The organism is Lysinibacillus boronitolerans JCM 21713 = 10a = NBRC 103108, assembly GCF_000772935.1.
Lineage (GTDB): Bacteria > Bacillota > Bacilli > Bacillales_A > Planococcaceae > Lysinibacillus > Lysinibacillus boronitolerans.
On the sequence record NZ_JPVR01000067.1, the window covers coordinates 88,551 to 115,110 of the forward strand.

The 26,560-nt window shown below is 38.0% G+C and carries 33 protein-coding genes and 1 pseudogene; 11 read left to right on the top strand and 23 right to left on the bottom strand.

The genetic code is table 11. From position 1 onward, the window contains the following. Positions 1–45: 45 nt before the first annotated feature. The 5 genes from CD31_RS07015 to CD31_RS07035 all read right to left on the bottom strand — a co-directional run bounded on the left by CD31_RS07015 (position 46) and on the right by CD31_RS07035 (position 4,531). The gene (locus CD31_RS07015; protein ID WP_036076449.1) at positions 46–882 is read right to left on the bottom strand and encodes a D-alanyl-D-alanine carboxypeptidase family protein; all 837 of its coding nucleotides are present in this window, start codon (positions 880–882) and stop codon (positions 46–48) included. Between the two features lie 78 nt (positions 883–960). After that, positions 961–1,578 (bottom strand): histidine phosphatase family protein, encoded by a 618-nt coding sequence (locus CD31_RS07020; RefSeq protein ID WP_036076450.1) that lies wholly within the window; start codon positions 1,576–1,578, stop codon positions 961–963. 44 nt (positions 1,579–1,622) lie between these two features. Further along, entirely contained in the window at positions 1,623–2,042 is a 420-nt protein-coding gene (locus CD31_RS07025) for a DUF3995 domain-containing protein (RefSeq protein ID WP_036076451.1), read from the bottom strand. A gap of 92 nt (positions 2,043–2,134) precedes the next feature. Further along, positions 2,135–2,644, bottom strand: a complete 510-nt coding sequence (locus tag CD31_RS07030) for a TetR/AcrR family transcriptional regulator (protein ID WP_016993288.1) — start codon at positions 2,642–2,644, stop codon at positions 2,135–2,137. A 198-nt stretch (positions 2,645–2,842) separates the two neighbouring features. Beyond that, a complete protein-coding gene (locus CD31_RS07035) occupies positions 2,843–4,531 on the bottom strand; it encodes an AAA family ATPase (RefSeq protein WP_036076452.1) in 1,689 nt (562 codons plus the stop codon). Positions 4,532–4,624: 93 nt separating this feature from the next. On the opposite strand from CD31_RS07035, the gene CD31_RS07040 reads away from it, so the two are divergent. After that, positions 4,625–5,056: a hypothetical protein gene (locus tag CD31_RS07040; RefSeq protein WP_036076453.1), complete on the top strand. Its 432-nt coding sequence runs from the start codon at positions 4,625–4,627 to the stop codon at positions 5,054–5,056. 32 nt (positions 5,057–5,088) lie between these two features. Here CD31_RS07040 and CD31_RS07045 read toward each other — a convergent pair whose 3' ends face one another. From CD31_RS07045 to CD31_RS23290, 4 genes are all read right to left on the bottom strand, one after another. Next, on the bottom strand, positions 5,089–6,009 hold the full coding sequence (locus tag CD31_RS07045) for a helix-turn-helix transcriptional regulator (protein WP_244905064.1): 921 nt from the start codon (positions 6,007–6,009) through the stop codon (positions 5,089–5,091). A 326-nt stretch (positions 6,010–6,335) separates the two neighbouring features. Further along, positions 6,336–6,650 carry a YbjQ family protein gene (locus CD31_RS07050; RefSeq protein ID WP_016993283.1) on the bottom strand — a complete coding sequence of 105 codons (315 nt, stop codon included), beginning with the start codon at positions 6,648–6,650 and terminating at the stop codon, positions 6,336–6,338. After that, positions 6,650–7,141: a nucleoside 2-deoxyribosyltransferase gene (locus tag CD31_RS23285; protein ID WP_036076455.1), complete on the bottom strand. Its 492-nt coding sequence runs from the start codon at positions 7,139–7,141 to the stop codon at positions 6,650–6,652. The genes CD31_RS07050 and CD31_RS23285 overlap by 1 nt, the downstream gene beginning before the upstream one ends. 12 nt (positions 7,142–7,153) lie before the next feature. Then, complete coding sequence (locus CD31_RS23290; RefSeq protein ID WP_036076456.1) at positions 7,154–7,588, bottom strand: GNAT family N-acetyltransferase; 435 nt, start codon at positions 7,586–7,588, stop codon at positions 7,154–7,156. 183 nt (positions 7,589–7,771) lie between these two features. Here CD31_RS23290 and CD31_RS07065 point away from each other — a divergent pair, with 183 nt between their 5' ends. After that, positions 7,772–8,938 (top strand): immunity 26/phosphotriesterase HocA family protein, encoded by a 1,167-nt coding sequence (locus CD31_RS07065; RefSeq protein ID WP_036076457.1) that lies wholly within the window; start codon positions 7,772–7,774, stop codon positions 8,936–8,938. Positions 8,939–9,053: 115 nt separating this feature from the next. Next, on the top strand, positions 9,054–10,088 hold the full coding sequence (locus tag CD31_RS07070) for a YdcF family protein (RefSeq protein WP_036076459.1): 1,035 nt from the start codon (positions 9,054–9,056) through the stop codon (positions 10,086–10,088). A 58-nt stretch (positions 10,089–10,146) separates the two neighbouring features. Here the strand turns inward: CD31_RS07070 and CD31_RS07075 are convergent, their stop codons facing one another. From CD31_RS07075 to CD31_RS23505, 9 genes and pseudogenes are all read right to left on the bottom strand, one after another. Next, a complete protein-coding gene (locus CD31_RS07075) occupies positions 10,147–10,614 on the bottom strand; it encodes a hypothetical protein (protein WP_036076461.1) in 468 nt (155 codons plus the stop codon). Between the two features lie 15 nt (positions 10,615–10,629). Further along, the gene (locus CD31_RS07080) at positions 10,630–11,103 is read right to left on the bottom strand and encodes a DUF4259 domain-containing protein (RefSeq protein ID WP_036076463.1); all 474 of its coding nucleotides are present in this window, start codon (positions 11,101–11,103) and stop codon (positions 10,630–10,632) included. Positions 11,104–11,278: 175 nt separating this feature from the next. Further along, the gene (locus tag CD31_RS07085) at positions 11,279–12,079 is read right to left on the bottom strand and encodes a hypothetical protein (protein WP_036076464.1); all 801 of its coding nucleotides are present in this window, start codon (positions 12,077–12,079) and stop codon (positions 11,279–11,281) included. A gap of 17 nt (positions 12,080–12,096) precedes the next feature. Continuing rightward, the gene (locus tag CD31_RS07090; protein ID WP_036076466.1) at positions 12,097–12,792 is read right to left on the bottom strand and encodes a DUF4274 domain-containing protein; all 696 of its coding nucleotides are present in this window, start codon (positions 12,790–12,792) and stop codon (positions 12,097–12,099) included. Between the two features lie 13 nt (positions 12,793–12,805). Further along, complete coding sequence (locus tag CD31_RS07095; RefSeq protein WP_036076469.1) at positions 12,806–14,467, bottom strand: DUF6138 family protein; 1,662 nt, start codon at positions 14,465–14,467, stop codon at positions 12,806–12,808. Between the two features lie 63 nt (positions 14,468–14,530). Then, a complete protein-coding gene (locus tag CD31_RS07100; protein ID WP_036076470.1) occupies positions 14,531–15,592 on the bottom strand; it encodes a suppressor of fused domain protein in 1,062 nt (353 codons plus the stop codon). 353 nt (positions 15,593–15,945) lie between these two features. Next, complete coding sequence (locus CD31_RS07105) at positions 15,946–16,494, bottom strand: hypothetical protein (RefSeq protein WP_036076496.1); 549 nt, start codon at positions 16,492–16,494, stop codon at positions 15,946–15,948. Positions 16,495–16,828: 334 nt separating this feature from the next. Then, positions 16,829–17,292 (bottom strand): annotated as a pseudogene (locus CD31_RS22920) (SDR family oxidoreductase); the annotation flags it as partial. 95 nt (positions 17,293–17,387) lie between these two features. Next, positions 17,388–17,558, bottom strand: a complete 171-nt coding sequence (locus CD31_RS23505; RefSeq protein ID WP_167334361.1) for a hypothetical protein — start codon at positions 17,556–17,558, stop codon at positions 17,388–17,390. 92 nt (positions 17,559–17,650) lie between these two features. Between CD31_RS23505 and CD31_RS07110 the strand changes: the two genes are divergently transcribed. Next, on the top strand, positions 17,651–18,637 hold the full coding sequence (locus CD31_RS07110; protein WP_036076497.1) for an SDR family oxidoreductase: 987 nt from the start codon (positions 17,651–17,653) through the stop codon (positions 18,635–18,637). 528 nt (positions 18,638–19,165) lie between these two features. Here CD31_RS07110 and CD31_RS07115 read toward each other — a convergent pair. Beyond that, complete coding sequence (locus tag CD31_RS07115) at positions 19,166–20,146, bottom strand: DUF2268 domain-containing putative Zn-dependent protease (protein ID WP_036076472.1); 981 nt, start codon at positions 20,144–20,146, stop codon at positions 19,166–19,168. A 199-nt stretch (positions 20,147–20,345) separates the two neighbouring features. Between CD31_RS07115 and CD31_RS07120 the strand changes: the two genes are divergently transcribed. The 5 genes from CD31_RS07120 to CD31_RS07135 all read left to right on the top strand — a co-directional run bounded on the left by CD31_RS07120 (position 20,346) and on the right by CD31_RS07135 (position 23,047). Further along, complete coding sequence (locus CD31_RS07120) at positions 20,346–20,570, top strand: hypothetical protein (RefSeq protein ID WP_004224247.1); 225 nt, start codon at positions 20,346–20,348, stop codon at positions 20,568–20,570. Positions 20,571–20,816: 246 nt separating this feature from the next. Next, positions 20,817–20,942, top strand: a complete 126-nt coding sequence (locus tag CD31_RS22925) for a YjcZ family sporulation protein (RefSeq protein ID WP_016993272.1) — start codon at positions 20,817–20,819, stop codon at positions 20,940–20,942. Positions 20,943–21,301: 359 nt separating this feature from the next. Continuing rightward, complete coding sequence (locus tag CD31_RS07125; RefSeq protein WP_036076476.1) at positions 21,302–21,586, top strand: hypothetical protein; 285 nt, start codon at positions 21,302–21,304, stop codon at positions 21,584–21,586. 87 nt (positions 21,587–21,673) lie between these two features. Then, the gene (locus CD31_RS07130; protein ID WP_036076477.1) at positions 21,674–22,150 is read left to right on the top strand and encodes a GNAT family N-acetyltransferase; all 477 of its coding nucleotides are present in this window, start codon (positions 21,674–21,676) and stop codon (positions 22,148–22,150) included. A 156-nt stretch (positions 22,151–22,306) separates the two neighbouring features. Next, positions 22,307–23,047 (top strand): hypothetical protein, encoded by a 741-nt coding sequence (locus CD31_RS07135; protein WP_036076479.1) that lies wholly within the window; start codon positions 22,307–22,309, stop codon positions 23,045–23,047. A gap of 62 nt (positions 23,048–23,109) precedes the next feature. On the opposite strand, the gene CD31_RS07140 is transcribed toward CD31_RS07135, so the two are convergent. Both CD31_RS07140 and CD31_RS07145 read right to left on the bottom strand, forming a co-directional pair. Beyond that, positions 23,110–23,463 carry a YhjD family protein gene (locus CD31_RS07140; protein WP_081977464.1) on the bottom strand — a complete coding sequence of 118 codons (354 nt, stop codon included), beginning with the start codon at positions 23,461–23,463 and terminating at the stop codon, positions 23,110–23,112. Further along, positions 23,447–23,794: a YolD-like family protein gene (locus CD31_RS07145; RefSeq protein ID WP_244905065.1), complete on the bottom strand. Its 348-nt coding sequence runs from the start codon at positions 23,792–23,794 to the stop codon at positions 23,447–23,449. The genes CD31_RS07140 and CD31_RS07145 overlap by 17 nt, the downstream gene beginning before the upstream one ends. A gap of 151 nt (positions 23,795–23,945) precedes the next feature. Between CD31_RS07145 and CD31_RS22710 the strand changes: the two genes are divergently transcribed. Next, positions 23,946–24,281, top strand: coding sequence for a YolD-like family protein (locus tag CD31_RS22710; protein WP_052125340.1), 336 nt, complete (start codon positions 23,946–23,948; stop codon positions 24,279–24,281). A gap of 35 nt (positions 24,282–24,316) precedes the next feature. Then, positions 24,317–24,562, top strand: a complete 246-nt coding sequence (locus CD31_RS07155) for a hypothetical protein (protein ID WP_036076482.1) — start codon at positions 24,317–24,319, stop codon at positions 24,560–24,562. 42 nt (positions 24,563–24,604) lie between these two features. On the opposite strand, the gene CD31_RS07160 is transcribed toward CD31_RS07155, so the two are convergent. Together CD31_RS07160 and CD31_RS07165 are read right to left on the bottom strand one after the other, a co-directional pair. Further along, positions 24,605–25,549 carry a D-alanyl-D-alanine carboxypeptidase family protein gene (locus tag CD31_RS07160; RefSeq protein WP_052125344.1) on the bottom strand — a complete coding sequence of 315 codons (945 nt, stop codon included), beginning with the start codon at positions 25,547–25,549 and terminating at the stop codon, positions 24,605–24,607. 300 nt (positions 25,550–25,849) lie between these two features. After that, a partial coding sequence (locus CD31_RS07165) for a ribonuclease J (protein WP_036076486.1) occupies positions 25,850–26,560 on the bottom strand: 711 nt, incomplete at its 5' end.

Sequence of the window (26,560 nt, forward strand, 5' to 3'; positions counted from 1 at the left end):
GCTGGAAACCATGAAAAAGTTGAGGTTTTTTCATTAATTTTCCTCCTATAAAGCTTCGAAGGCAGTTAGGGCATCTTCAATATGTGGGGGTGGGTTCCATAGATAGCTAGGAGCATTGGTTGTAATGAATAAAAATGATTTCCCTTCTTTCTCGATTATGGACGCTAGACACAGTCCTGCTTCTGGGGTATACCCTGTTTTTCCACCTATTATCGGACTGTCTAGACCCGGTAATTTTGTAAATAATGAGTTTGTGATGATTAATTGATTGGGAACATAGGTTGTGTAGCTTTTTGAGGTAAATATTTGATAAAAGATAGGATTTTCTAATGCATATTGCAGAAGCTTGCTAATATCCCGCACGCTGGATACATGAGCCTCATCATGTAGACCACTGGTATTAACAAAATGTGTGTCATGCATGCCTAGTTCTTGCGCCTTGTTATTCATCAACGTGACAAATTTGTCCTCACTGCCAGCGACAGCATCTGCAAGTGTTCCTGTTGCATCGGCACCTGAGGCAAGGAGTGTGCCGTACAATAAATCCTCCATCGTGACAAAATCTCCTGCTTGAAAGCCTGCCATCGAAGCATTTTGTGCCGTATAGTTCGCAATCGTTTGGGGCTCTACAATGGTTTGTGTTTGTAAATTATCTGTCATCTCTATGGCAACGATCGCTGTCATGATCTTTGTTAAGGATGCAGGATAAATAATAGCATCCGCATTTTTTTCGTATAATACATCGCCCTGTTCATTGAGTAACAAAGCATTTTGACTATGTAATGATGGCAGTTCTAGATGCGTGAATTCATATGTTTTGCTTGTAAAATAAAATAAGAAAACCATGATACAAATACAGCCAAATAACATCCATTTTTTCATAAAAAACGCCTCCTACACATTATAAGAGGCGGCATTTCTGAATATTCCTTGAGAAAAATGGGATGTGCTCAAATATTTTCACAGGTAAAAATCATCATCAACATTTGAACTAATTCTTTTAATCTCTTTATTTGTTAATTTGAATATTACATCTTGAGAAACCTCTAACTTGAGCGTCTCTTCTTTGCTTAGACTCGCATAGACGCCGCGTAAAATACGACCAGTCAAGCCATGCGAGACAACAATCACTTTTGAAAGTGGTTGAATCGTTTCAAGTAAAGCCGTTAATCTGCTTACAACAGCTTCGTAGGTTTCCCCATCTGGTGCACGAAAATACCAATTGAAGGCATCCGTGTTCGTTAACAAGGTAGGCCATTTTTGCTGTATTTCCGCCATGGTTAAACCAGCCCATTGTCCCACAGCAACCTCTGTTAAACGTGGATCCTGCCTCACCCTGTTGCCGTCATAGCCAAGTGTTTCACAAAGTATGGCTGTACTTTGCATAGCTCTTCCCATTGGACTTGATAGGATGGTCCAGTCATCTACATCACCAATGAGTGACTTCAGCATGCGTGCATTTTGCTGAACCTGCTCCCGACCACGCTCAGTGAGTGGGGAATCAAGCTGTCCCTGATATCTCCCTTGCGTATTATAAGTCGTCTCACCATGACGAAGTAAGTAGATCATTTGCTCCATATTATTTCCCCCCATACTGCTCCCCTGTTAAAGTAAAATTGCTGTTAAACTAACACCAGCACATAAACAAAGCTAAGAAACAAGCATAAAGGACTATACCATTTTGAATCATTTTGAGCAAACTTGGAATGCTTAATCGTTTTAAAAATACCAACATATTTAAAATCACCAATTGCTCGTAGCAAAAATACTAGCGCACAAACGATGCTTCCTACTTTTGAATAAATAGAGGCTTGAAAAAATGGCATGAAGCCTCCTTGAACAAGGATGATACCACTTGCTAGCAGCACCAGCATTGCAACAAAGAACGTTCCCCATTTCCTAGGCGTAAAAACGGCTTGGTGGCTGCCTTCTTTCATAGGAATAACAGCTTCTGTACCCCATCGACCACCAAAGGCCCAATAAATATGTAGGAAACTAATAAGCCATAATAGTCCCACTGCGACAATTGATATAATAAACATGTACTACCTCCTCTTCACAATTCCATACGCTATCGTATGTTTTGGCGTTAAATATAGTCCCTCAAAGCTTATGTCAGCTCTGAGAGACCTTCTTATTGTATTAACAGCTTAATCATTTTTTCGAGATCGAAATGAGGATTGGCATCAAATCGTGTCATCCAGCCTATATAGGTTAAATAAGCCAATCTTGCACGATCAGTGGATTCGTCTATGCTTATCCCATTTTTTTGATAGAGCGTCGCCACACAGGCTATTCGCTGTTCCTCTATTTGAACAATACGCGCTGCGACATCTGAATCATATTTGGCCCAAGCATAAATGCCTATCTCCATTTTTTTATTTTTGTGAAAACTTATCCGTAAAAGCTGCTCTAAAGTAGCATCAACTTGCTCCATATTTTGAATGATGGCCTTTGTTGCATGGTTTTCCCAATAGTCTAGCATTGCATCTAATAGTTGTTGACGATCACGAAAATAATGGTAAAAGCTACCTTTACTAATGTTTAATGATCGAGCAAGTGCTTCAATGCGTACTTTATGGATCCCCGCTTCTGCTAATTGCTCTAGACCCGCTCTAATCCAATCCTCTTTCGTTACTTGCATGATTGCCCTCCAAAAAATACGATAGCGTATGTTTTGTCGTATATTACCACTTTATACATCACTCATCCACTTTTATCGTTTTTATGGCGTACATTAATATGATTATTTACTGTAACATGAACTGTTACTAGTCGTGGTAAAATACATGCACACACTAAAATAAACACTAATAGCTTTTTCATGAATTTACTCCTCGTCTTAAAAAGTATTGTCAAACAACTTTTCTGCAATGCCCTGTAAAATATCTTGCTCCTCAAATGTCATAAGTTCTTCTCTAGAGATTGTTGCCTGTTGAATCAATCGGTTTGATTGGATCGTCACTAGTTTTTCAAACAAGTTTCGAATATAACGCCCATTCGAGAAATTAGGGATGGTTTCAATCGGCATATGACGTAGCTGTGTTTTCATATGTTGGGCAAATGCTTCGCCAAATTGATAATCGTTCGTTTGACAAAGCATCGCAAAAATATCATAAAGTTCATCCGTGCTAAAATTATCAAATTGTACAAAATGATTAAAGCGAGATTTAAAGCCTGGATTGGATTGTAAAAATTCTTCTATTAGCTCTGTATAGCCGGCAACAATAATTACCAAGTCATCACGTAGATCCTCCATTGCCTTTAATAAACTATCAATCGCTTCCTTCCCAAATGCATCCTGCTTATCATTTATTAATGAATAGGCTTCATCAATAAAAAGTACCCCGCCCTTTGCTTTGTTAACGACTTCCTGAACCTTTAACGCTGTTTGTCCAACATAGCCAGCGACCAATCCTGCACGATCTGTTTCCACAAAATGCCCACTTGAAAGAACACCAAGATGCTTGTAGATTTGGCCAATAATGCGTGCCACGGTTGTTTTACCTGTGCCTGGATTGCCCGAGAAGACAAGATGATACGTAATAGGAAAGCTTGTTAAGCCATGATCCACACGCAGACTTTGAATTTTAATAAAGTTTATTAAATTATGTAATTCCTTCTTTGCATTCGGAAGACCTACAAGACTATCTAATTGTTTTTGTAGCTTGGCAATCTCTTGCTCGACTTCAGGTGTAATGCGTAACCGCTCATCGTTGATAAATTCACCACTATAAATAATTTTGCCTTCTTCATTAAAATAATCGCCTCGTCCATGTTTTTTGCCTTGAACGAGGTCACCAATATAGGAAGCTTGCCCATTGGCATAATAGAGCGTTCCTTGCCCTGTCATCATATCCTCTTTAAATTGCCCTTCCGCTTCTAGAATTCCATCTCTAGCATATACTTTGCCTTTACCATGCTTTAGGTCCTCAAAGAAATGACCTTCATAGTAGAGTGTAGTTACGCCACGTGCAAGCTCCTCAGCTGTTGGTGATTCCGTAGGATAATACAGCTTGCCAGCCCCTTGCATATGATGCCAGATAAAATCACCCTCATATTGTAAAAATCCATTTGGATAGTATTGCTTGCCTTTTCCCTTTTTCATGCCGTGGACAAAGTCACCCTCATACTGTGGTTGATTTAAATGTGGGTACTGTGCTCGCAGTGTTTGATAAGGCCTAATTACTTCTTCTTCATAATATAAAACACCATAGCCGTCCATTAAATCATTGCGAAAATGACCTTCATAATGGATATGACCATCCTTATATAAAATGCCATGACCCTGTTTCTTATTTTGAATGAATTCACCCTGATAAATGAGTTGTCCTTTCAAATACATAATGCCATTGCCTTGCTTCATATGATTGACGAATTCACCCTCGAATAATAATTCTCCCTCTTGATCAAATAACGAGCCTTTGCCGTCATAAATATCGTGACCGAAATCATTCTTTTTGACGCCACCTCGATACATGATGATTCCACTTGGGTAAAATAGTTCTTTTTCTTCATGATTATGTGTCATTTAATTGCCTTCCTTCATCATTTCAGTATATGCTCAATTATAGCGTGGAAAAGAATACATATGTGTGAATTTTTAGAATTTAAGGAGACGAGCATGAAAAAAAGATACAAACTATTTCTAGGCATTGTACTACCACTACTTATTCTGTATATCTCGACAATGCTGTTAACACGAGACACTGATTTTACAACAGAGGTAACAGAACGTCTCGACCTGGAGGAAATTCATGAGATTGAAATTATTCGTTCCTCAGATGAAAAAACAGTGATTATTAATGATGCAGCAGAGATCGATCAAATTATCCAGCCATTCAAGGACCTACCTTTAAAAAAAGTGTGGTTTTCTAATTCCGATTCTAATGAAGCTTATTGGCTAACACTATCGATTAATGACAACAGAGAAATTGGCTTGCGTTTAGATGATGACCAGCATTTATTCGTTTATTTATATGAGGAAAATTACATGAAAGATTATAAGCTCACTAAGGATATCGATATGACATTCATTAAGCAATTGTTTCAGTAAGCGTAAAAACCCGTGCATGTACGCATGGGTTTTTATATGTAACGATAATTTTGCTGCATAGCTTGTAAGGTCTCAATGATCTCTTCTCTCAGTTCAATTGGCTCTAATACCTCCATATCGGCTCCTTGACTTAACAACCATTCTTTCATGCCATATGCTAACACTTTTGCCTCAAAAACATATTCATGATCGTTTTGTGAAACAAGGTGGGCTGTTGGGAAACGACTGTAGACTATTTGAGGAGAACGGCCTTTATAGAGAATCCGTATATGAGTAAGGTCATTAGCGTCCTCTACTTGTAATGGATGGACAGATGGAGCTTCAAAATTGATAGCCATTTCACGAAAATGCTGAATACGATCCATTCTGTAAACAGTTGGGGTGTCTTGATTATCTCCTATTAAATAAAAATAATGTGTTGAAAAGATAACAGCGAGCGGCTTTAAAATTTTTGCAGTTGGAATAGCTTCACCCTCCTGTAAATAATCAATGGTAATGACCTTTCTCTTTTGAATGGCTGTTGAAATTCCCCATATCAAGGACAATAATGACTTGTTCTGATGGATATCTTCATATACAATTTTTTCATTTAATAACAGTTGATCCTCTGCTACACGTGAGAGAAGTTGATTAACGATCTCACCGATATCCGATTTTACGAGAGCTTTTGAGGCAATCAGTATTTTAACGATGACTAGTACCTGTTCTTTAGATAAACGATTGTTTTTTGTATTTATTAATTTATACACTTTTTCTGTACGCACATATTGTAAATGGTAATCTAGCTTAGCCTTTTCTAGATATGTACGAATTTCATCGATATCCCGTTGTATGGTTTTTTCACCAACCTGATGTGTCAATGCTTCTTGCTTCTTGTTGATTCCTTGACCATCCATCAATCGATCAAACATCGATAGAATGCGATAGCCTTTGCCTTGTTGTGAATCTACCATATATCCCACTCTTTCTTCTATCATGCCCAGCTCGCAATACATTGGACATAAATAGCCTTCCTGCTATCAATTACGCCTCAGCATAATTGCGTCCAGCTTGCTCGAAAAGCTCCATATGAGCGTTTTCTGCTGAATCAAGAAAAACTTCTACTTTATTGGTATAATTTGTACTATACGCATCCTATAAAAAATCACCATTCAAGCAGCACAATAGACCGTATTTTTGACATAATTAACTAAAATTTTACAACATTTTAGTTGAATGTGTCACTTTTTAACCATTGAAAAAGGACTTCCATTGAATGAATGAAAGTCCTTCTACTCTTTTATTTGAATTTTACAGCTGTTCCATATACCAATACTTCGGATGTACCATCCATGACAGATGAAGTAGCATAACGAACGCCTACAACTGCATCTGCCCCTAATTGTTTGGCTTCCTCTACCATTGCCTCTGTGGCAATTTCACGAGAGCGCACAAGCATTTCCGCATACTCCTTCATTTCTCCACCTACAATATTGCGAAGTCCTGCTATCATGTCACGACCAATATTTCTAGATTGAACAGAATTCCCTTTCACCAGCCCTAATGTTTCCGTGATATCTTTTCCTGCCACAATGTCTGATGTAGCTAATAGCATCATGATGCCTCCCCGTTTTGTAGTTTTTGTATGGCTTCCACAGCCTCTTCAATAGAAGATGTAATCACGCCATTGCGTTTAATTAACCCCACAACAAATAAATTACGATAAACAAACTGATTCTCTAGCCCATCTCGGATCAGTGCCTCTATTTTTTGCATATTGTCCCGCCCCTGTTGACGAACATCTGTTAGCACACCAATAATGGGACGATTCAGCATAGAAAATGCACCTATCTCTGCGGCAACGCCTGAATCAATTTCCACCCCATCTAATACAGCTATCAGAACATCGCTACTTTGGAGCATCTCTAAATCTGCTTGGGCAATCGCTAAGCTATCTGCATAGGCAGATTTATCATTGATGGCCTCATTCTCCTGAGGTACGTATAATGCGATGCCTGGAACTGCCTCACGAATAGCTGCTGCCAATTGTTCATTTACAAAACGATCGCCTAACGAAAATAACCCATTTGCTAAATATGCTTTCATGTATAAAACTCCTTAACCAATTGTTTTTTCAAATATAATTTTATGTCTGCCTTTTTCATCAATAAATGTTGAAAGTATATCGAAACCATGCTTGAGGTTGGTAATGAGCATGGCTTTGAATGTATTTCTTCCATATGTACGAACTTTGTGAAAGCCTAAAGTCTTGATATGTTCATGCTGTTGTTTCATTAATTGACTTGCAATTCCCTGACCTCGATATGCTACTTGGACGCCACCCAACCAACTATAAAAAATACCATCTGGATGTGGGTAGCCTAATTTAAAGCCGATCAATGTGTCACCTTCCACTGCCAATATGCAAAGAAGGCCTTCTTTCTTTTCTAGCTTTTCGAGTGGCAAATTAGCTCCATCAAAAACGTGTGCGTGGATTTCCTGTAATTGTTCAAGCCAAGCATAGGGTATGCCTTCTATTGTCACAATATGCATATTCATCACCTCTGTCTGTCATTATAGCAGTTCTATAGCCTGAAGAAAAAGGTAGGCATCTGCTCCAAAAGCAATTATTATCACTGCATAAAAGTAACTATTTTCCATCTAAGCTATTTTCGACACCCATCAAATTCAGTATACTTGACCAAAATACAAAACAATAGCTAGGAGGAAATCCGATTGACACCATTTACTAGTTGGTTAACCAATTCATTGCGCCCCTATTTCGGCCTACATACTTTAGAAGCACATTGGGAAACAATTCAGATTCGAGAGGATTATTTTATTTGCCTTGAAGGTGATCTCATTAAAAAAAGAATTTTCGTGAATGAGCATAGCTACCAAGAAGCGGATGTCGACATTTTAACGCGTAAGCGTGAAGTCATCGTCCCTCAAACCGCGCGTGGAAAAGAAAAGAAATTGAATTACACCAATATCTCCGCTGTGAAAGCTGCAGGCGTTGTTTTTTCTGCTGGTCTAGGTAATGAAAACCATCCATCTAGCTATATCACAGCTCGTAACACTAAAACATATTATCAGCTACCATTAACAGGCTTTGAGCATTTAACGACTAAGTCGGCTCTCTTGAATTGGTTACAGCAATTTCCCTCCCAGCTACCTGCAGATTACACAGACAAGCTAGAAAAGCTAACTAAAATGAAAAGTCTACGCTATAAGACGGTACCAGGTGATATTTTTCGTGTAGAAATCGATTTATTTGTAGATGGCTATGTGCTTGTCATTGGCGACTTACGTCAAATGCAAAAGGATCATCTATTTGGAGAAGATAGTATTTGGCATAATGTAATGACAATGCCATTGTTTGTACGGCCCTATTTGTTGACAACGACAGAGCGCCTGCCTTCTCTTGAGGAAATCATATCTGCTCCATTGGCCCCTCAAACACATATTGTGATGGATGACCATTTTATGCGAGGATGCTATGAAAAGATTGGCCATAAAATGTTAACAGAATCCGATATTGTATTTCCAATGGGCTATGGCGTGACACTAAACTATGGGAAAGAGCCTCGATACCGTTTATCCTGGGGAACAGGAACAATTAGTAAACCTGCACCTTCTACCTCCTATCAAACAGCTAGCCGTTTTACCAATCATGGTGTCTATGCAGGCGTTGCCAGTGATTGGTTGAAGCAAGAGGAAGGAATTGTAACAGAGTCGCTAGATCATCCACACTTCCGCGAAGATCGTCAGCGGGCATTCGCTGAATTTAGTTTTCCAGAAGATATCTCCTACGATGACTTTAATCGCCAAACGGGTGGCTTGACCCGCACCCAATATATTCATTACCTCAATAAAACCTATCATCGTACACACAAAAAATAGAGGGAGCTTCTAGATGCGCCCTCTCCACTTTTTCATCGATGGTTGATTTCATCCAATAATTACTTATAATATAAAGATATCATTAACCAACTCCATCACTAGAGGTGCATTTTGTATGTATTTTGGCATTATTCCACTGATTCTTTTCATCGTTTTTCTTATTTCTTACTTCAAAGACCCAAGAAAAATGATCAACGGACTATTATTTAATCTATTTATCTGTTCATTTCTGCTATTCTGCGTCATGCTATCTTTAGCATCTGACCATTACTTTTTAAGGCTTATTGTCATTATTCCACTGATTGCCCTTTTCATCTTAATTCCTTTTGGTATTGTTGCTTTAATGTTTGGTTTATTTTTAAATGCGAGAGTATTAATGAAGCGAGAAGGTAGACGTTTAGCCAATTCCTTAACATTACTTGTGGCGATTGGCATTTTACTTTTTATCCTATTACCCATTATCAATCCAGCAAGTTTGTTTTCAGTCCACCTCCAGCCCATTTTTGGTGGAATTTCACTCATTACGTTTTATTTTTTTATCCATCTATCCAATTTTTTATCTGCTTATTTTCTCTACCAATTCAATCGCCCTCGATTGAATCAAGATTTTATTATTGTGCTAGGCAGTGGATTAATTAATGATAAGGTGCCTCCACTTTTAGCTAGTAGAATTCAAAAGGCAATTGATTTCTATCATAAGCAAGCAGCAGTGACCACTCCGCCTACCATTATTTTCTCTGGTGGACAAGGTCCTGATGAAAATCTACCCGAAGCTGAAGCGATGCAACGATATGCAATTGAAAAAGGTATTCCCATTGAGCATACACTCCAGGAGAACCGCTCCGTGAATACCTATGAAAATATGTTATTTTCTAAGCAGCTCATGGATGATCGGAAGCAGGGTGAAGCCTACAACAGTATTTTCACCACGAATAATTTTCATCTTTTTCGTGCGGGTATTTATGCAAGACTCGCAGGCTTAGATAGTCAGGGCATTGGCTCTAAGACAGCCTTTTATTATTGGCCTAATGCGATGATTCGTGAATATGTAGCGATTGTTGTAATGGCACGAAAACGACATATGAAAATGATTGGACCTATCGTGATCATTTCGATTGCGCTATCTCTATTCAGCTTTTTCTTTGTATAAGTTCTAGCAAAAGGATTCGTACACTTTTTAGAAAGTGTTTCGAATCCTTTTGATGCTGTTATACCCAAAATTTCTTCATCTGTTGTTCATATAATGTCTCATAGTAAAATTTTCGAGGATAGCGTTGCTCTTGTAATACCTGATAGAGAATGGATTGACCTTCCTCATAGCGAATCCCCTCCTCACAATTATCAAACAGTTTTCGTGTTAGCTGTCTTACTAGGTGAACATCTTTCGTGTTCACTCTCCAGCCAAATTGAATTAAATCCAGTTGATCGAGCGGATCTCGATAAGTATCAAGTACCACACAGACATGTGGCTGCTGCTTATTCGCAAATACCAAAACATGTCCCGTATGAATGGATTGACCAAAATAACGTTCGTAAATCTCTGCTATCGGTACTTGGATTTCAAGCACATTCATGATCGTCTGTAAAGTTGGATGTGCTATATAGTCATCGCTTGTCTCATCTGGGTATTCAACCAACTCCATGATTGAAGCCATTATCCAAAAATCATAGGTCACTTCCAATCACTCCATCTATTTTAATTGTGGCAAACGGTTAATCGCTTGTTCCACGGTTTGAATAAGATAGGCTAAGTTGGACTGCCATTCAGGCCAACTCTTGGACTCTTGCCATAATTCTACAATCTCTCTACTACCATGTTGATCAGGTACTTCATCTCGAATGTCCTGTAAATACCGCAATATAAATGTCAAAGAGCTTTCATCTACTACCCATTGTATTTGTCTATCCTTACTTTCTTGACCATAAATGGTTCCAGTATTCAAATATTGACTATAAAGCTCTGCCAAAGCCAGGGCACTCATATCGTAGAAAAAATCTATATCCTCCAATGTTTTACCAAAAAAGCCTTGCTGTTTCATTGCCTGTACAATACCCGATAATGGTAGCTGATTGGATTCCTTATGCTGTTCCATAAACTCCTGTAAAAACGCCACCACATCTAAACCTTCATCACTTTCCAATGCTTTGTATCCCCAAGCACCCATCTCACTGCACCTCTCTTTTTTATTCTAGTAAAGCTCTGGTAAAAGTAAAATCTGTACATTATTAGTGCATGACCATGGCAGCAGTCCATTATGGTATGCGCTCTTAAAATTCCTTCGCTATACCAATAATCCTCAGCATCCTTTGGTCCATCTTTTGATCGATAACTGCTCCTTTTTATAGGTAGGAGCCAAAGTAAAACTTCATCTTTTCCTGTGAATAGCCATCCTGTCCTCTCCAAGTCGCCATTGACATAAAATCAGTTCCACGTCCACGCTCCTTGCGATAATCATCCTTTGATACGAGTAGTCCCGCATAACCCCAGATTTCCATGACCACATCTCGTTCATGTTGATTGGACTTGAAAACATCTTTCCAGCGCTTTTCTAGCTGTCTAGCTGCATCTGTGTCGTTACAGGATTCTATTGCTGTTACCATCTGTTTTAAGATGGCTACGTCTTCCTCACTTACATTCAATGCCTCTTGTTCTTTCACTAGGCATTCTAGGTCTAGTAAACAATAGACGAGCCAATTGAGACGAACCCCTCCCCACTTGATGCGTTCAAAATTTAGCACATTTAAATCCTCATTGACATATGTAGCATTGGACATGATTTTCCGCTCGTTACAGTAGCCACAGCCACTATAGGAGACCAATGCTACAGGTTGTTCGTAATACGTATGCTTCGGTAAATCCTGCGTAAGAGCCCAGCTCGATAAGGCGCTGCGTAAATGAACTTTGCGCGTCGATAAGCTATGCAAAAATGCCTTTACCACAAGCTCCTTTGTTAAGTATTTTTCATGAAGCTGTTGCAATCTTTGTACACATTCATCATGGGAAATCGTTAATCGATCAAACATCAAGCCCTTACTTTTAGCATATTGAAAATCTACTTCTGTATAGGTATAACCACCTGAACGCCATCCACCAGATTGCCAATAGGTTTGCATTAATATTTTCTTTGCTTTTTGGTCCATTACTCTCTCCTCGCTAGCTAGCACTTTAATTTTTCTTGTAAGGTTAGTGCCATCTCTTTCCATGGTCGCTTCCAATCGGAACTCGCTATCTCTTCCTCTGTTAGTGCTAGCCAATATTCTCCTTCCATTAGCTCAAACATGTCTATCATGGTAATAGGGGCACAAACTGGATTAGCTAATGCTGTGAGCATGGGCTCGGGGCCATCATCCCAGTTATAGCTATTGACAATGGCATGTAAAATAACAGCTGATGATACCTTGCTTATGCGCTGGCACATTGTATTGAGAGAATCCTCGTATAAAATGGCATCAGCTTGCTGTTGTTCTTCTGCATTCAAAGTTAGACGGATTGCACCTGGTGTATCTACCAATAAATCAGCTATTCTTGCATGCTCCCTTGCTGCAAACCAAGCTGTAGCGGTAATCCCCTCTGGCTCAGATAAATTTACACCCTTTGCAAGTAGTAAAGAAATCACTTCTTTCTGCTTAAACTTTACCGCTTTTTTAAGTGCTGTATCACCAAGCTTATCTCGCGCCTCCAAGTCTATATGCTGTGCCAAAAGAAGCTTGATTCCTTCATGTGGCATTCGATTTGTTATAAAAAGCATTAATGGTGTTCTCCCACGTGCATCTCGCTCATTTACATCTAATTTACTAATGGCCTCACGAACGACCTCTAAATCCTTGGATTTACTCACTTCGGTCCATTCCATTCGTCTACCCCCTTCAGGAATCCATCCATTGCAGTAATTTCTCAAGTTCATCCCTTATTGGTGCTGATTCTTGCTTTAGTCGCTGAGCAAGCTTCTTGGAACTACCAAATATTCGATATAAAACAAATGGACGCTGATAATCTGCTTTCTTTTCAAGTTCTTGTCCGAGTGCCACGAGCAAATCTAAATCCATGATGTCAATGTTCTTTATTGGCTTTGCTGATTCACTTGCACCAAGTAAAATAGCTACAAACACAGGCATCCTCTCTACTGATAAGCCATGAGCTTCAAGAAAAGCTTCCGCATAAGCATCTTGCACGGATTGATGCTCTGTATCAACGAGTAACATATATCGTTGAACAAGCGGAAAATAATCCTTACTATAAAGCCCTAATCCAAAAACCGCATAGGTGCTGGGCATAGCTGATTTTTCGCTCGGCTCAACATCCTGGTACCAAGCAAATTCCTCCATAGCGAGCTGGGCATAGTCCGCTAATAAAGGGAAAAGATTTGGATATTGTAGGCAATTGGCGAAAAATTGATGAAGCTTTGATTTTGCTACCTTTTTAATAGGAAGATAATTTTTCGCTTTACTCTTTAAAGTCAGCTTATAGCCCGTTGGAAAACCTTCTTCTAACAGTTGAATGATATAGTAAAGGGCTTCACGATAAGCATTTTCCTCTTCTACCATCACTCGTATATCAATCGTTTGTAAAATATCATTTGCCTGTCCTTCGAATACATCCCGCTTTCTTATACTTTCAAAACGACCGCTTCCTTTTTCCAAATAATTAGCTGCCTGCTGCGAGCCAAGCTGCTTCGCAAGTTCCAAGTATTCTAATCGAGTGGCTGGCTCTTTTTGACCAATCTTCAACGCGACATAAAGAAAGAAATCTAGTTTTTCCTGCTCTAGTTGCTGTACCGAGTCCTCTGTTTTCAATACCCACTCTTTCCTATAATCGCCTGCTTGTTCAAAATAGTGCGTTAAAAAATGCTCCTCTGCCCACTGCTTAAAGGCCATTGTATAATAATAAATCCATTTGTCTAAACGTTCTTTATTCGCCCGATGCTTTTCTTGAAGCCGATGAATAAGTGGTTCGACTTCCTCAGCTGTTTGATGGAAAAAATGTGGATTGACCAAATGCTGCGCAAGGAAAAATTCATCATTGTCACTTGGCCTAACTGGTAGCTCTGCCATCACCTTTGTTTCTATAAAGCTTGCCAGCACTTGTTTCGTAGACGCCAGTTTACGATTATTCAACAGCTCCTTTTGATAATGAAGCACCGTTTTATCATGCTCAAATTCAAGCACGACCTCAAAGCGGTAATCAAAAAATCGGGGACCGTATTGCTCAGATTGAAACACTTCCTCTGCTTTAGTACATAGAGCGCTAAAAAGCTCTTCAATCTGCTGGACATCTGTAAATTCTTGTATGTATGAACCCGCTCCCACCTTATAGGAGCTATCACTCCAACTAAATGGCTCATAAACATCTATAAAGATCGTGCCATTAGGACTTTTCCCTTTTTTCCAGGCGACTTTCAAATATTGAAGGATGCCTGCTTGTAACCTACTTTGCTCTTTTAGGTCTGTTATTCGTTTACTCTCTTGTTGATAAACAGCCGTGAGTTGCTCCCACACAGCCGCTAGAAAATGCTCTACACACTGCTTCACTGTAAAACCTCCCTTTCTATTGTTAGAGAAAAATCTCCCGCTAAAGCTAGCGAGAGATTCATCTTATCCGATTGTTTTCACAACCGCTCCTTCTTGATTTTTAATATGTGTCTTCAAAATTTGAAAGCTTACACCAGCTAAAGAAGAAATAGTAAATTGACTTTCTTGCGGTATCAGCCTCTGACTTAATTCTTCTACCGCTGCCTTGTTCAATGTGATCGTAATCTCTTGACCATTCTCAGAATAACCTACCTGAGGGCCTGCTCTAAATATTATCGTTATTTGTTGACCGACTAAGCTAAGATCTTTATCTTTCAAAATGCGTCCACGTAATAATTTACTAATGACATCTGCTTGCTTTACCCCGAGTTGAACGACATTAGACGGTTTGTTAAACCAGCCCTTTTTTTCTACTTCCCAAGCGAGTTGATCTACGAAAAGAAACCCTGTATTCGAACCATCTTCCTCCATTCCTCGCGCAACTGCCTCTGCAACTTCAGGATTTTGTAAGAGAGAAGTTCTTGTTAAATCCGTAGTATAGCTTGGTATTTGCCTAATGCCAGCCTGTAGTACACCAAGCGTATTCCATGTCTGCATCGCTTCTAACTCATCCTCTGAAATACCAACCATTTGGATAAACTCCATCTTGCCATTTGGTGTATCGATTTCAGCAAGCTCTGGATCATGTGTAAAGGCTAGTGCAGTTAAATGCGTGTCAGCATCGAGACAAATTGGACCATTTGCATCCAAATAATCTCCCGCTCTAAAAACATTACCACTATTAAACACATATCTGCCCATATTCTGTAGTAAATTCAATGCCCAAGCAGGTGGCTCGTCCTCATCTAGTTGACGTACTAGTCGAAATGTTAATTCAAATCCATATCCACTATAGTCCTTGTTTTCAAATTCCTTTTCATATAGTTCCGAGAAGCCATATGTAACAAAATGCCAATGTGGAATGGATGTTTCACTTTTATAAACACTAATTCCATCTAAGGGATCTTGTCCTCCTAGTGAATAGGGAATCAATGTCCCATAATGCTTTGGCTCCTGCTCACCATATACCTGTGCTAATGCCTGATCAATCGCATCCCAACCAACTGCTGCTATTTCATCACTCATTTCCATATCCTCCTTGCTGATATTCACTCGTAGAACGTACGTATCTATTATTTATGATAGCAATTTTATGGTGACTCTTTTAACAGGAATAGGACTCATTTTCCAGTTTCCAGCAACTAGGTTTATTGACATTCTATATGGGGTAAATATGACTAATATTGATGACGCCTCAGCTTGCTCGAAAAGTATTGGGGCACCATTGAATCAAAAAGTACAACTTGTACATTCATCTCACCACTAATAAGGAAGGGCGTTTTCTGCTGAAAGATAAAAAGACAATCCTCTTGCAAAAGAGAAGATTGTCGCGTGAGTGTCTATTTTTCTATTTAAACGTCAGGTAGTGCATCTATTCATTAACCATATAGCATAGCTGGCTCACGAACCGTTTGTAAATAATCTGCCAGTTTCCCTGCAAATACTTTCTCTAAATACGGTAATTGCGCTAGGCAATGAGGCGTCATTAATGCTGGGTTTTGATATATTTTTAGCCCTCCCACCTTTAGTAGCGTCGCTACAAACTGGGAACAAAAATAAGCACGCTCACGTCTCACTTCCTTTTGCATCACCACACCAAAAAGTCCGATAAAATTATATTTATAGCGATCTCTATTCCAGTACATATAACGGACAATTTTCATCATGTCTAAATATTGATAATGAGATATACGACAGCGATAAATAACACAATCCGCACACTCAAATAGCCCTCTTTCTGCATCCTCTCGTAAAAAGCCCCCACTTAACGGGTTGTTCAATTGCCTTCGACCAAAGCTATACATCTCAAATAGCCCCTCATCAAAGGCTATGGATGCATGATTCATCTCCTTACCCGTATACATACCGATCGCTTTTGATAATAACGTCCCTGTTTTGGTTAATACTATGTAAATCGTATGTGCCATATCTTCACCTACTTCAATATTCTCTCCTACTACCAATACGTTTTAAATCTTCAAATGGTTTCGTAAATTTCCTTTTTTTATAATTATACATAGCGAATCTTAAATATTTCCTAGTAGAACCTGAAGATTTTCTTAAGATTTAATAGGCTGGAAGTGTTTTAGTATTTAATTATGACGATGAAAGGATGTTGATTTTTTTACTACCTTTATTTATATGTGCTTACTTGTAGTGTTATGTGGGAGAGGATCGCGAAAATTTTTTCTAGGGGAAGGAATTCATTTATCCTTTTTATAAAAAGACGCTACTCAATATTGAGTAGCGTTCACTGAGTAATCATGCATTTAAATCTGTTATGGCTGGGACATTAATTTCTTTTACACAGGAAACTGCTGATAGATTAATTACACATTGCACAAGAGATACAATGTCTTGTACGGGATTCGTGTACCTTCATATAAATGAATGGCTTTTTCCGCTCCCTCTTCATAGGGTACTTCTGCTGCCAGTTCACCAGGATTAATGCATGTGACAGAAATTTTATCTTTCCTTAAATGTTCACGCAGTGCATTTGTAATACCCCTTACGCCGAATTTAGATGTGACAAAAGAAACTTGTGCATTGTTTGTGTGATCTAAGCCCGCTGTAGATCCAATTAAAATAACCTTTCCCTGCTTTGCTTGTCTTAGGTTAGGTAAAAGTGCCTGAATATATGTAATAGTAGAGGTTAGATTGATATTGATTAATTTTGAAATATCCTCTACTTCATCCTTATCAAATGTATAATTATCTTCAAAACCATGTGAGAATATAAAAAAACTCCCAAATTAGCTGCAACAAGAAGCCATCGGATGTTGAAAAAATAACAACACCAGATGGCTTCCTCGTTTACAGGTTATTCATTAGCCCAAATCGGATAATATGACTCGTAGATTGGGTAGCTATAATAAGGTGGTCTTACGCCAATCGTTGGTGTTAACCAGGTGTCTTTCAAATAATGGATCTCTAATGTAGACGCTTCATTTTCTAATAATCGTGTCACTTCTGGGAAAAATTCAACCTCCATTTTCAGTCCCCCTGTTTCCTTCACTGCTTGTTTGGATGTTTAACACAAAAAGCTAAGCTTTCATAGTATATGTTGAAAAGGAGGGATTGGTTATTACTAATCCGAATGACAAGGACTATCGTGAATTATTAGCACAAATCCACTTTTATCAAAAGTGGTTTGAGGACAATAAAAAGGAAGATCCGTACCCGCAATATCCTGTCTATGGGAAGATTACACAATATAAAGAAGTGCCCCTTACTCAACCTGAACAAAGACAATTACGCCAACCGGGATTGGAAAGCTTAATGGTCCCTAAGCCCATCATTGAAAATCCTCATTATAAAGGGAGTGGTAAATTAAAGGGAAAAGTCGCGCTTATTACTGGGGGTGATAGCGGGATGGGTGCGGCTGCTGCCATTGCCTTTGCGAAAGAAGAGGCCGATGTGGCCATTGCTTATTTAGACGAGCATGAAGATGCGCTAAGAACGAAAAAAAGAGTTGAAGAATTAGGACAAAAATGTCTGCTGCTCCCGGGGGATCTTCGCTTTAAAAAACAATGTGTAGACATTGTTTCCGAAACGATGAATACTTTTGGTCAATTGGATATTTTATGTAACCATGTTGGGATTCAATTTCAGCAAAATGAGCTGACAGACATCACGGATGAACAGTTTGATGAAACCTTTAAATTAAATGTATATGCTCACTTCTATACGACAAAAGCCGCTCTCCCTTATTTACGAGCAGGAAGCTCCATTATTGGCACTGCCTCCGTTGTGGCTTATGCAGGAGAACCTTTACTCATCGATTATTCCGCTACAAAGGCGGCAATCGTAGGCTGGACTCGTTCCCTAGCAAAAAGCGTTGCCAAAAAACAGATTCGTGTGAACGCGATAGCCCCTGGTCGTATTTGGACACCACTTATACCTTCTAGCTTCTCCTCTGATGAAAATGCCTTACATGGAACCAATTTATTTAACCGTATGGCTCAGCCCTTTGAAGTCGCCCCTACATTTGTTTATTTAGCATCAGATGATTCGAGACATGTTACAGGGCAAGTCTTGCATGTAGATGGTGGCGAATCAACCAATTCATAATTGACGTAATATGGTTTAATGGCAGGACTTTATAATGAAAATATAACTTCAACCATAGCAGACAAGGAAAAACCACCTGTTATTTATCCATGTGGCCTCGGATTATACCTTTAATTAAAAGCTTTACACCCTTATTTCAATTACTTTTCAATTTACTTACAGTGGTAATGTTCTTAAGTTCTTTCACATACATTAATGTCGGGATAGCACCTTTAACATCGCCCCCAAGATGTTTTTGTACAATGCTATCCCTTTTTACATACTCTGTTTAGTTGGAGATTTCCCCAAGACTTTATTCATTAATTAGCCGTTGCATTGTTCTTGAGAAGATTCTCCTCATTCCATCAGGCTAATAGGACTGTGCGGCATCACATAAGCCACTGCGATTTAAAACCGTAGTGACTTATTGTTTGTTGTTTTTCAATTGAGAAATTCCTATCATTATGCTGCATGTTTACTAGTTCATGTTGTAATCAGTAAAAGTGCTCTTTAATTTTGAACTTTCACAAATAAGTGTCACCAAAATAGTTATTGATAGTGTTCCAAGTATTTTCCTTCTTCGAAAATTTCTTGTGCACTTAAGGCTGTCCAATCCTCTGGTGTTTGTTCAGGATGCAAGTCAAGATAGGATTTAACCATCTTATAGCCTTCACTGTAACCATAATTTTTCGGTAACCCTTTTCCACCATGGACAATCTCTAAGGAACGTTTTAAGTTAGACTTTTTTAAATCTGGTTCAATTTGAGTCCATAATTCCTTATTGTAGGTCAAGTTCACCGAAATCAGGTTGATGTCAGGAAATACAGACTTTTGGAACATGACGGCTTTTCCTTCGAAGACTATATTATCCAAAATCGAAAACGTGTTAACTTTATTTGTATGCTTCTCCGCCCAAACGCTGTGATGGTATTCATGGGCAATGGTTCCCTTTAAATATTCATCTGAACCACCTAGAGAATACGGAATGATGATTTTGCCCGCTCCAACTGCGAAGGGTATTCTATTATTGGTTGCTGAAGGGAATACACAAACGGCTACATCGCTTTGAGAGGGTAAGAGGTCTGCGGATTTCAATAACGATTCTTGAATGAGTTGATTGATTTCTGCTTTATGCGTCTCCATTTTTTCACTCACCACTTGAATTTCTGTTAACCCTGTAGGAACCGTAGTAAGCAGGGTTTCTGCCATATGATAATATTCCCCATTTTCAAAACAATCCTGATAGATCGGTTGAATAACTTCCTTATTATACAAATCCAGAGTTTCCGAGCTTGAAAGATTCGGATTCTCTTTGACCTTTTCTATATACGGATAAAACAGTTGATTGGCATAAATGATTTTGTATTTTTGTTTGGTTTGAGGGTGCTCAAATGAGAACACCATCTCTTCATCATCTGTTATTTGCTTTTTCTCATGAAGTTGGCTCTCACTTTTTTCTGTTGGTGTACAGGCTGCAAGCATAAGTAGTAAGAGACCTAGAATAAAGGTGATTCCCTTTTTAAATTTCATCCATTCTCCTCCCAATCGTTAATAACTAAAAATTCTTTATAACCCCATATATAACTTATATTACCATAAAAATAGAAATGAAAGAATGATTGATTTGTCAGTATTTAGTTAGCATCTCCACAAACAGAGTGTACGATTTTGTGAAGATAAGAACCTCTAGCCACTCCTTTCATATATTATAGTGAAAGGAGTGGCTATTGTGCCTTGGCAACATAAAATTCCGTATTTAATCGGTCAGCCTGTTGGTGTTTCTTTTACAAATGGTCAAGGAACTTCTGGTGTCCTCTGTGGCGTATCAGGAGGAAAACTGCTTGTTCTTGAATATTTATATCAAAGTCAATTTGCCTTAAAGCAGTACGACCTTCATATGATTCATGATGTGAACGGCTTTCCCCCTTGTCATACGCAGCAGCCGTTATACTAAAAAACATCCTAGAACGGATGTTTTTTTACATTGTGTTGAATTCAAAAACAATTAGTAGAATTTGTTTCATTATTCTTGATGCTATACAGGCTAACAACTAGCTCAAGCTACTATTCCATCATAATAATAAAGTAAAGCTTTCATCGCCTTATTCCGAATGAAGGGACAACTCATTTTTTCTCTACTCGCTAACATCCCCCCTTTTGTCCTATACATACTTTAGAAGAAGGAAAGGAGGTGTGTTTCATGAGTTACTGTAATTTCAATAGTTACTGTGGCGGGGACAATGGAGGCGGCAATAGCTCTACATTCGTGCTTATTGTTGTACTCTTCATCCTTCTTATTATCGTTGGTGCTAGCTTCATGTGTTAATTGATCGTCTCAGGCTTTTGCCTCTGTTCCATTACAGAAGCTAAAGCCTTTTTACCATGAATCGCTACCACAACTATTCAAATCTCCTCCCTTTTCGTTTTATTCTAGATCATTTATTTTAACTCACAATTAAAAGCTAGTAATTTAGATAGATAACTATCTTAAACCGCTAGCTTCACATACTAATAGTAGTGTAAAGTTCTTTCAACTTTACTTTATACTCCTTTTGGTACGTGGGTCACTTTCGTCCGAGTGACCCTGTTCGAGCAACGACACATTTAGTTTCTCCTTTTCCCTATCAAGCGGAATCATCGGAACATTCCTACAACAAATTCGTTTTTATAGGAGGGAGGAAAACAATGGGAATTAATTTAAATCTCTGGTCATTTATCTTATCTTTGGGCTGTATCCTATTATTTTTTCTATCAGGTTCAATGAAAGACTTCTTTGACACATATCTTCATTTCCATCCATTACTATTGACACTGCTCTTGTCTATTGCCTGTTTCTACCTAAGCCTGGTCGGTATGAAAAATGTTAAAAATTTAACGACCTTGCTTCGAGGAATTTTAACAATGGTCATTACACTTATTGTGATGATTAGTATTTCTTTTATTTTACTTTTTGGTACCCTTTTAAGTTAAAATGACCTACCCCCACATTATTTTAATACAAGCCTCCTTGACGAACGTTTGTTCTGTGGTTAAACTATTAGAAAAGGAGGCTTTTTTATGCAAGAAACAACGAATATTGAGTTAGTACATTTCTCTGAAAGCTATGTAGAGCAGTTAAATCGTTTTGAATTACCTGAAGAACAACACCAATTTACGGCACTTCCTAAAGAGATTTCAATCGAGAAGGTCGGACAGTATCCAATTGTGATTTTAAGTGGTGGCGTACCTGTTGGCTTTTTTGTTCTTCATGCAACGGACAGAGTACAAGAATATTCTCGTAATCCTCAGGCAATGTTACTAACTGCCCTGTCCATCGATCATCAACAGCAAGGTAGGGGCTATGCTAAAAGGGCTATGCTTGCACTTGCTGATTTTGTGAAGCAGGAATTTAAAGAATGTAATGAAGTAGTGTTAGTCGTCAATCAGAAGAATAGAGCTGCACAGAATTTATATATCAAAGTAGGCTTTGTGGATCATGGAGAAAGAAGAATGGGACCTATTGGTGAGCAAATCGTTATGAATTTGCCGCTATAAAGCAAGTATCACTCATTTCACCTACCATCTCTAAATTTCATTGTTACTCCTCCACGCTCTGGTATATAAGCTTTTCCTTCACGAATTGAACTGCTATGGGGCATGTTTGTACAGTATAATAAAGTCAATAAGCTATAGAAAAGGTGGCTCTAGACATTGAAAAAAGAGATGTGGCTATGGTTATTAGGAATTTCTCTACTAGCTGGATGTAGTGTTACTGTTCCAAACGATACAGTAAACACCCCTGCTGAACAGGTTTCATCACAGCTGGAGATACAACATGAGGCTCCATTGATCGCTGTTTCCGAAGATGAGAAGGTGAAAGTATTTGCACGAAATGAAGCACAAAATGAACTAACAGAGGTAACTTTAGATATTGATGGTAAGCGGAAAAATTTTGACTGGACAATCCCTGATACAGGAACTAAACCTCAGGTATTCTATACAGATCTGACAAATGATCATAAGGAAGAGGCTGTTATTATTATCCAAACTGGTCGAGGGACAGGCCTCAATCACTATGAGATTCATGTGGTAAATGGAGAGGATTTATCGGAGATGAATGTCCAACATTATGAAGACATCGTTGCACATACTATTGAATCAACGATTACTAAAAAAAATGATGGCACATTAGCGATTACGATAAAAGCACAGGGAAAAGAATCTACATTTGATTACGACTTTGATCCAGCACCAGATATCAATCAAGCGCAACTTGCTTTCGGTGGTGTGGTCATTTATACAGTAGAAAATCAAAAAATAATGTTAAACATCCCTGGATCGATTGGCATCTCACCTATTTATGTAGCCGATGTTCGGATTGCCTATCAATTTAATCGTACTAACAATGAGTTTCTTGTTGAGCAAATTGATGTGAAACCTATCGAGAAATAAAGCCAGCCAAAAGCTGACCATTCCTGTCATCAGCTTTTGGCTTTTTCATCGTAGAGGTAAGCCTAGGCATTGTGTAAATGTTTATTTATTAGCTCTTCGACTTGGGTTTTTAACGCTTGATTGGCATAGCGTAGTACCTCATCATTACCTGCGGTAGCCACCTGCACATCACTAAAGTAGTCATCAATCCGATGCCAGCCAACTAATCGTATTTTTTGTTGGGCGAGCTGACGTTTTAATTGAAAATAATCGTTGTGTAGCTGCTTTAATAAGGCATCCATAGCAGGTAAAAATACACGCTTCATCTTAAAATGTTCCGCCACTGTTAGGTCGTGCTGCAAGGATTTCACAGCTAAATCAAGCAGCAAATATTGATGTAATAATCGCCGTTGCTCTCCATTAATCACATCCATCATCTTCTATACGAGCAGCATAAATGTATCTTAACGGGATGGGCTTCGTTGTGGTAATGGTTTCTAGTAGCAGCTGCTCCTCGTTCATCGCTTGGATGGTACCTCCCCATTGCACATAGTTACCATGTTCCCATATAGTTAACATAATATAGTTATGCTGTGTGAATGCTTGTGTGATTGTTTGCTGTAATTCTTCAAGCTCCCATTCAGCATGTTCTCGTGGCAACTCTGTCAACATCTCTTGTTTCCATGCCTTCAAAAGCATTAAATGCTCTGGTAGCATCATCGCTGTCCATTTTTTGTTGTTATCAAGACATATTTTTGTATTTCCCACTATTTAGTACACCTCATTCTTTGTTTATATATAGTTAGAGATAATGTAATGTTTACCAAATACATTTTATCGATAGTAAAGTTAACCCTTTTTGATTATAATAACACAGAACAAACGTTCTAACTATTTGTAATTACTGGAGGGAAATCTAATGTTACAAGATCGTGGAAATAAAAAATGGAGTACGTCTCTAATGTTACCTGAGCATGTAAACCTGTTAAAAAAAGCTTTAGAAGAACAAAACGATATTAAAAAACCTCAAGTTGATGAACATCAACTTGAAGAAATGAATTTGATCTTCCAACTAGCACTGAAAAATAATTCTGAAGTAAAAATTAAATACTTTTCTAATAACAGGATTCATGTAATTAAAGGTATACTAACGGAAATTGACTATCTTTACAGAAAAACTTGTATTGTTTACGAGGACAACAGTGCTTTAAAAATAAATTTATTAGATATTGTTGATATTGAAATTGTATATTAGTTTAGCAAATGCATTTTGGAAACTTTCTGGGAAGTATGGAGATTTTATATTTAATTGCTATATTTAAAGTTCTCTGGGGTTTATATGCAGTGATAAATGGGGTAGCGTCAGGAGATGCGAATTTACAACATTATGGAAATTCCAATATGAAAAAGCCTGATTTCTCGGCATCAAAAGAGAAATTGGGCTTTTTCATTGCTCCATTAAAGCGCCTGATTACGAAAGACTGTTCTAAAACTTCATTAAAACTGCAAAACAAATGTAAAACGGTACCATTTTAAAATCAATTTAAGAAATCACCCATTTCCTCATAGTTCTAATCCTTATTTCAACGTTACCCGGGTTGAATAAATGTTTTCATTATTTAAAAACACATGCCAAATGCCATTTTTATTTTCTTTATTTCTTGAAAAATGTAACACATTTTTTACTTCATCTTCCTCTTGCTTGTTTAATAAAAGTTTAATTGGTTTGCTTAATGTAACAGTTATGTCTTCTATCGTTTTATAATTTCCTTTTTTCGCTACTGTGACGACATCGTATTGAGAGAATACATAGTTTGCAAGTTGTTTATGTACTTGCCAATCATTAGACTCTCTTAATGTAACCACAATGACTTTTTTATCTTCTTTTTCAAAATAAGTTGCAAGTGTTCGTCCGGCAGCCTTAGTAAAACCAGTTTTACCTGCAACCGCACCATTTTGTTCCTGAACTAGTCGATGTTTATTTTGCCATGTGACATTATTTTTTTCTATACTTTTATAATTAACGGTTGTAGCAATTTTACGAAAAGTGTCATTTTCTAATGCAACTTTTAACATCATCGCTGTATCATAAGCAGAGGATAAGTGTAGATCATGATGAAGCCCTGATGGATTCGTAAAAAACGTGTTATTTAATCCGTAAAAAGTTGCTTTTTCATTCATTAAATCAACAAAACCTTCAAACGAACCTCCTGTATGTTCCGCTAATGCATATGCTGCGTCATTTCCAGAACGTAACATTAATCCGTACAGTAGTGTTTCAACCGTTATTTTCTCCCCTGGTTCTAAATAAATGGAAGAGCCCTCACTTAATGCAGCTTCTCTTGAAATAACTACTTCATCATCTAAATTACTATTTTCGATCACTACGAAAGCTGTCCACATTTTCGTTAAACTAGCAATTGGTAACTGTGCATGTGCATTATTGCCTGATAAAAGTCGACCAGTTTCTGCATCTATAACTGCATACGATGCATCCGCAGACTTTGTTACTGAAAAATACATTGCAAATGAACAAATTAGAACAAACAATAATTTAACTACTGGTTTCAAAAAGCCACTCCTTTAAATAGTTAATGTGCCTCACAAAATAATAGTTGAACTGTTTATTATATACAAAATTGATTCTTCTTTAGATAAGGGGATAATTTAGATAATCAAGAATCTTTCTATAAAGTGAGGTCTTTGTTAGTATGTGACTGTTTAGATTTTCTATAAGTTTTGTTACATACTTGAATGTAGGATTTTGTTGTTAGGCATATATATTAGCTTTTTGAATATTGAATCAGTTTACTGCCTACTTCATTATTGCTGATTAACATCCAGAATAATAGGTAAGATCATTGGACGACGTTTCGTCTTTTCAAATAAATACGGCCCTAAAAGTTTTGTTATTGCATTTTTCAAACTACCCCAATCAGTTGGCTTCTTTTTTATGCATTCTTTTAAATGACCTCTTAGCATCTTTTGTGCTTCAGTGATGAGTTCTCTAGAATCTCGCATATAAATAAATCCACGTGACATAAAATCTGGCCCTGATACGATAATTCGTCGTCCTGTATCAATACTTATAGAAACAATCACAATCCCATCTTCAGAAAGCTTACGACGGTCACGTAATACAATGTTGCCAATATCACCGATGCCATTACCATCAATATAGGTATCACCAGAAGGGATTTTCCCTGCTATACTTGCATGATTAGCACTTAACGCAAGAACTTCCCCATTCTCCATAATAAAAGTGTTCTCTTCCAATACATCACAATCCACTGCTAATTGTGAGTGCATCTTCAACATACGATATTCGCCGTGAATCGGCATAAAAAATTTGGGCTTCATTAAACGTAACATCAATTTTTGTTCTTCCTGTGAGCCATGACCAGAAGTATGGATGTTATTAAGTTGCCCATGAATAACATCTGCACCTGAACGTTGTAACAAGTTGATGATTCTGTTCACACTTTTTGTATTACCTGGAATGGGTGATGAAGAAAATATAACTGTATCGGCTGG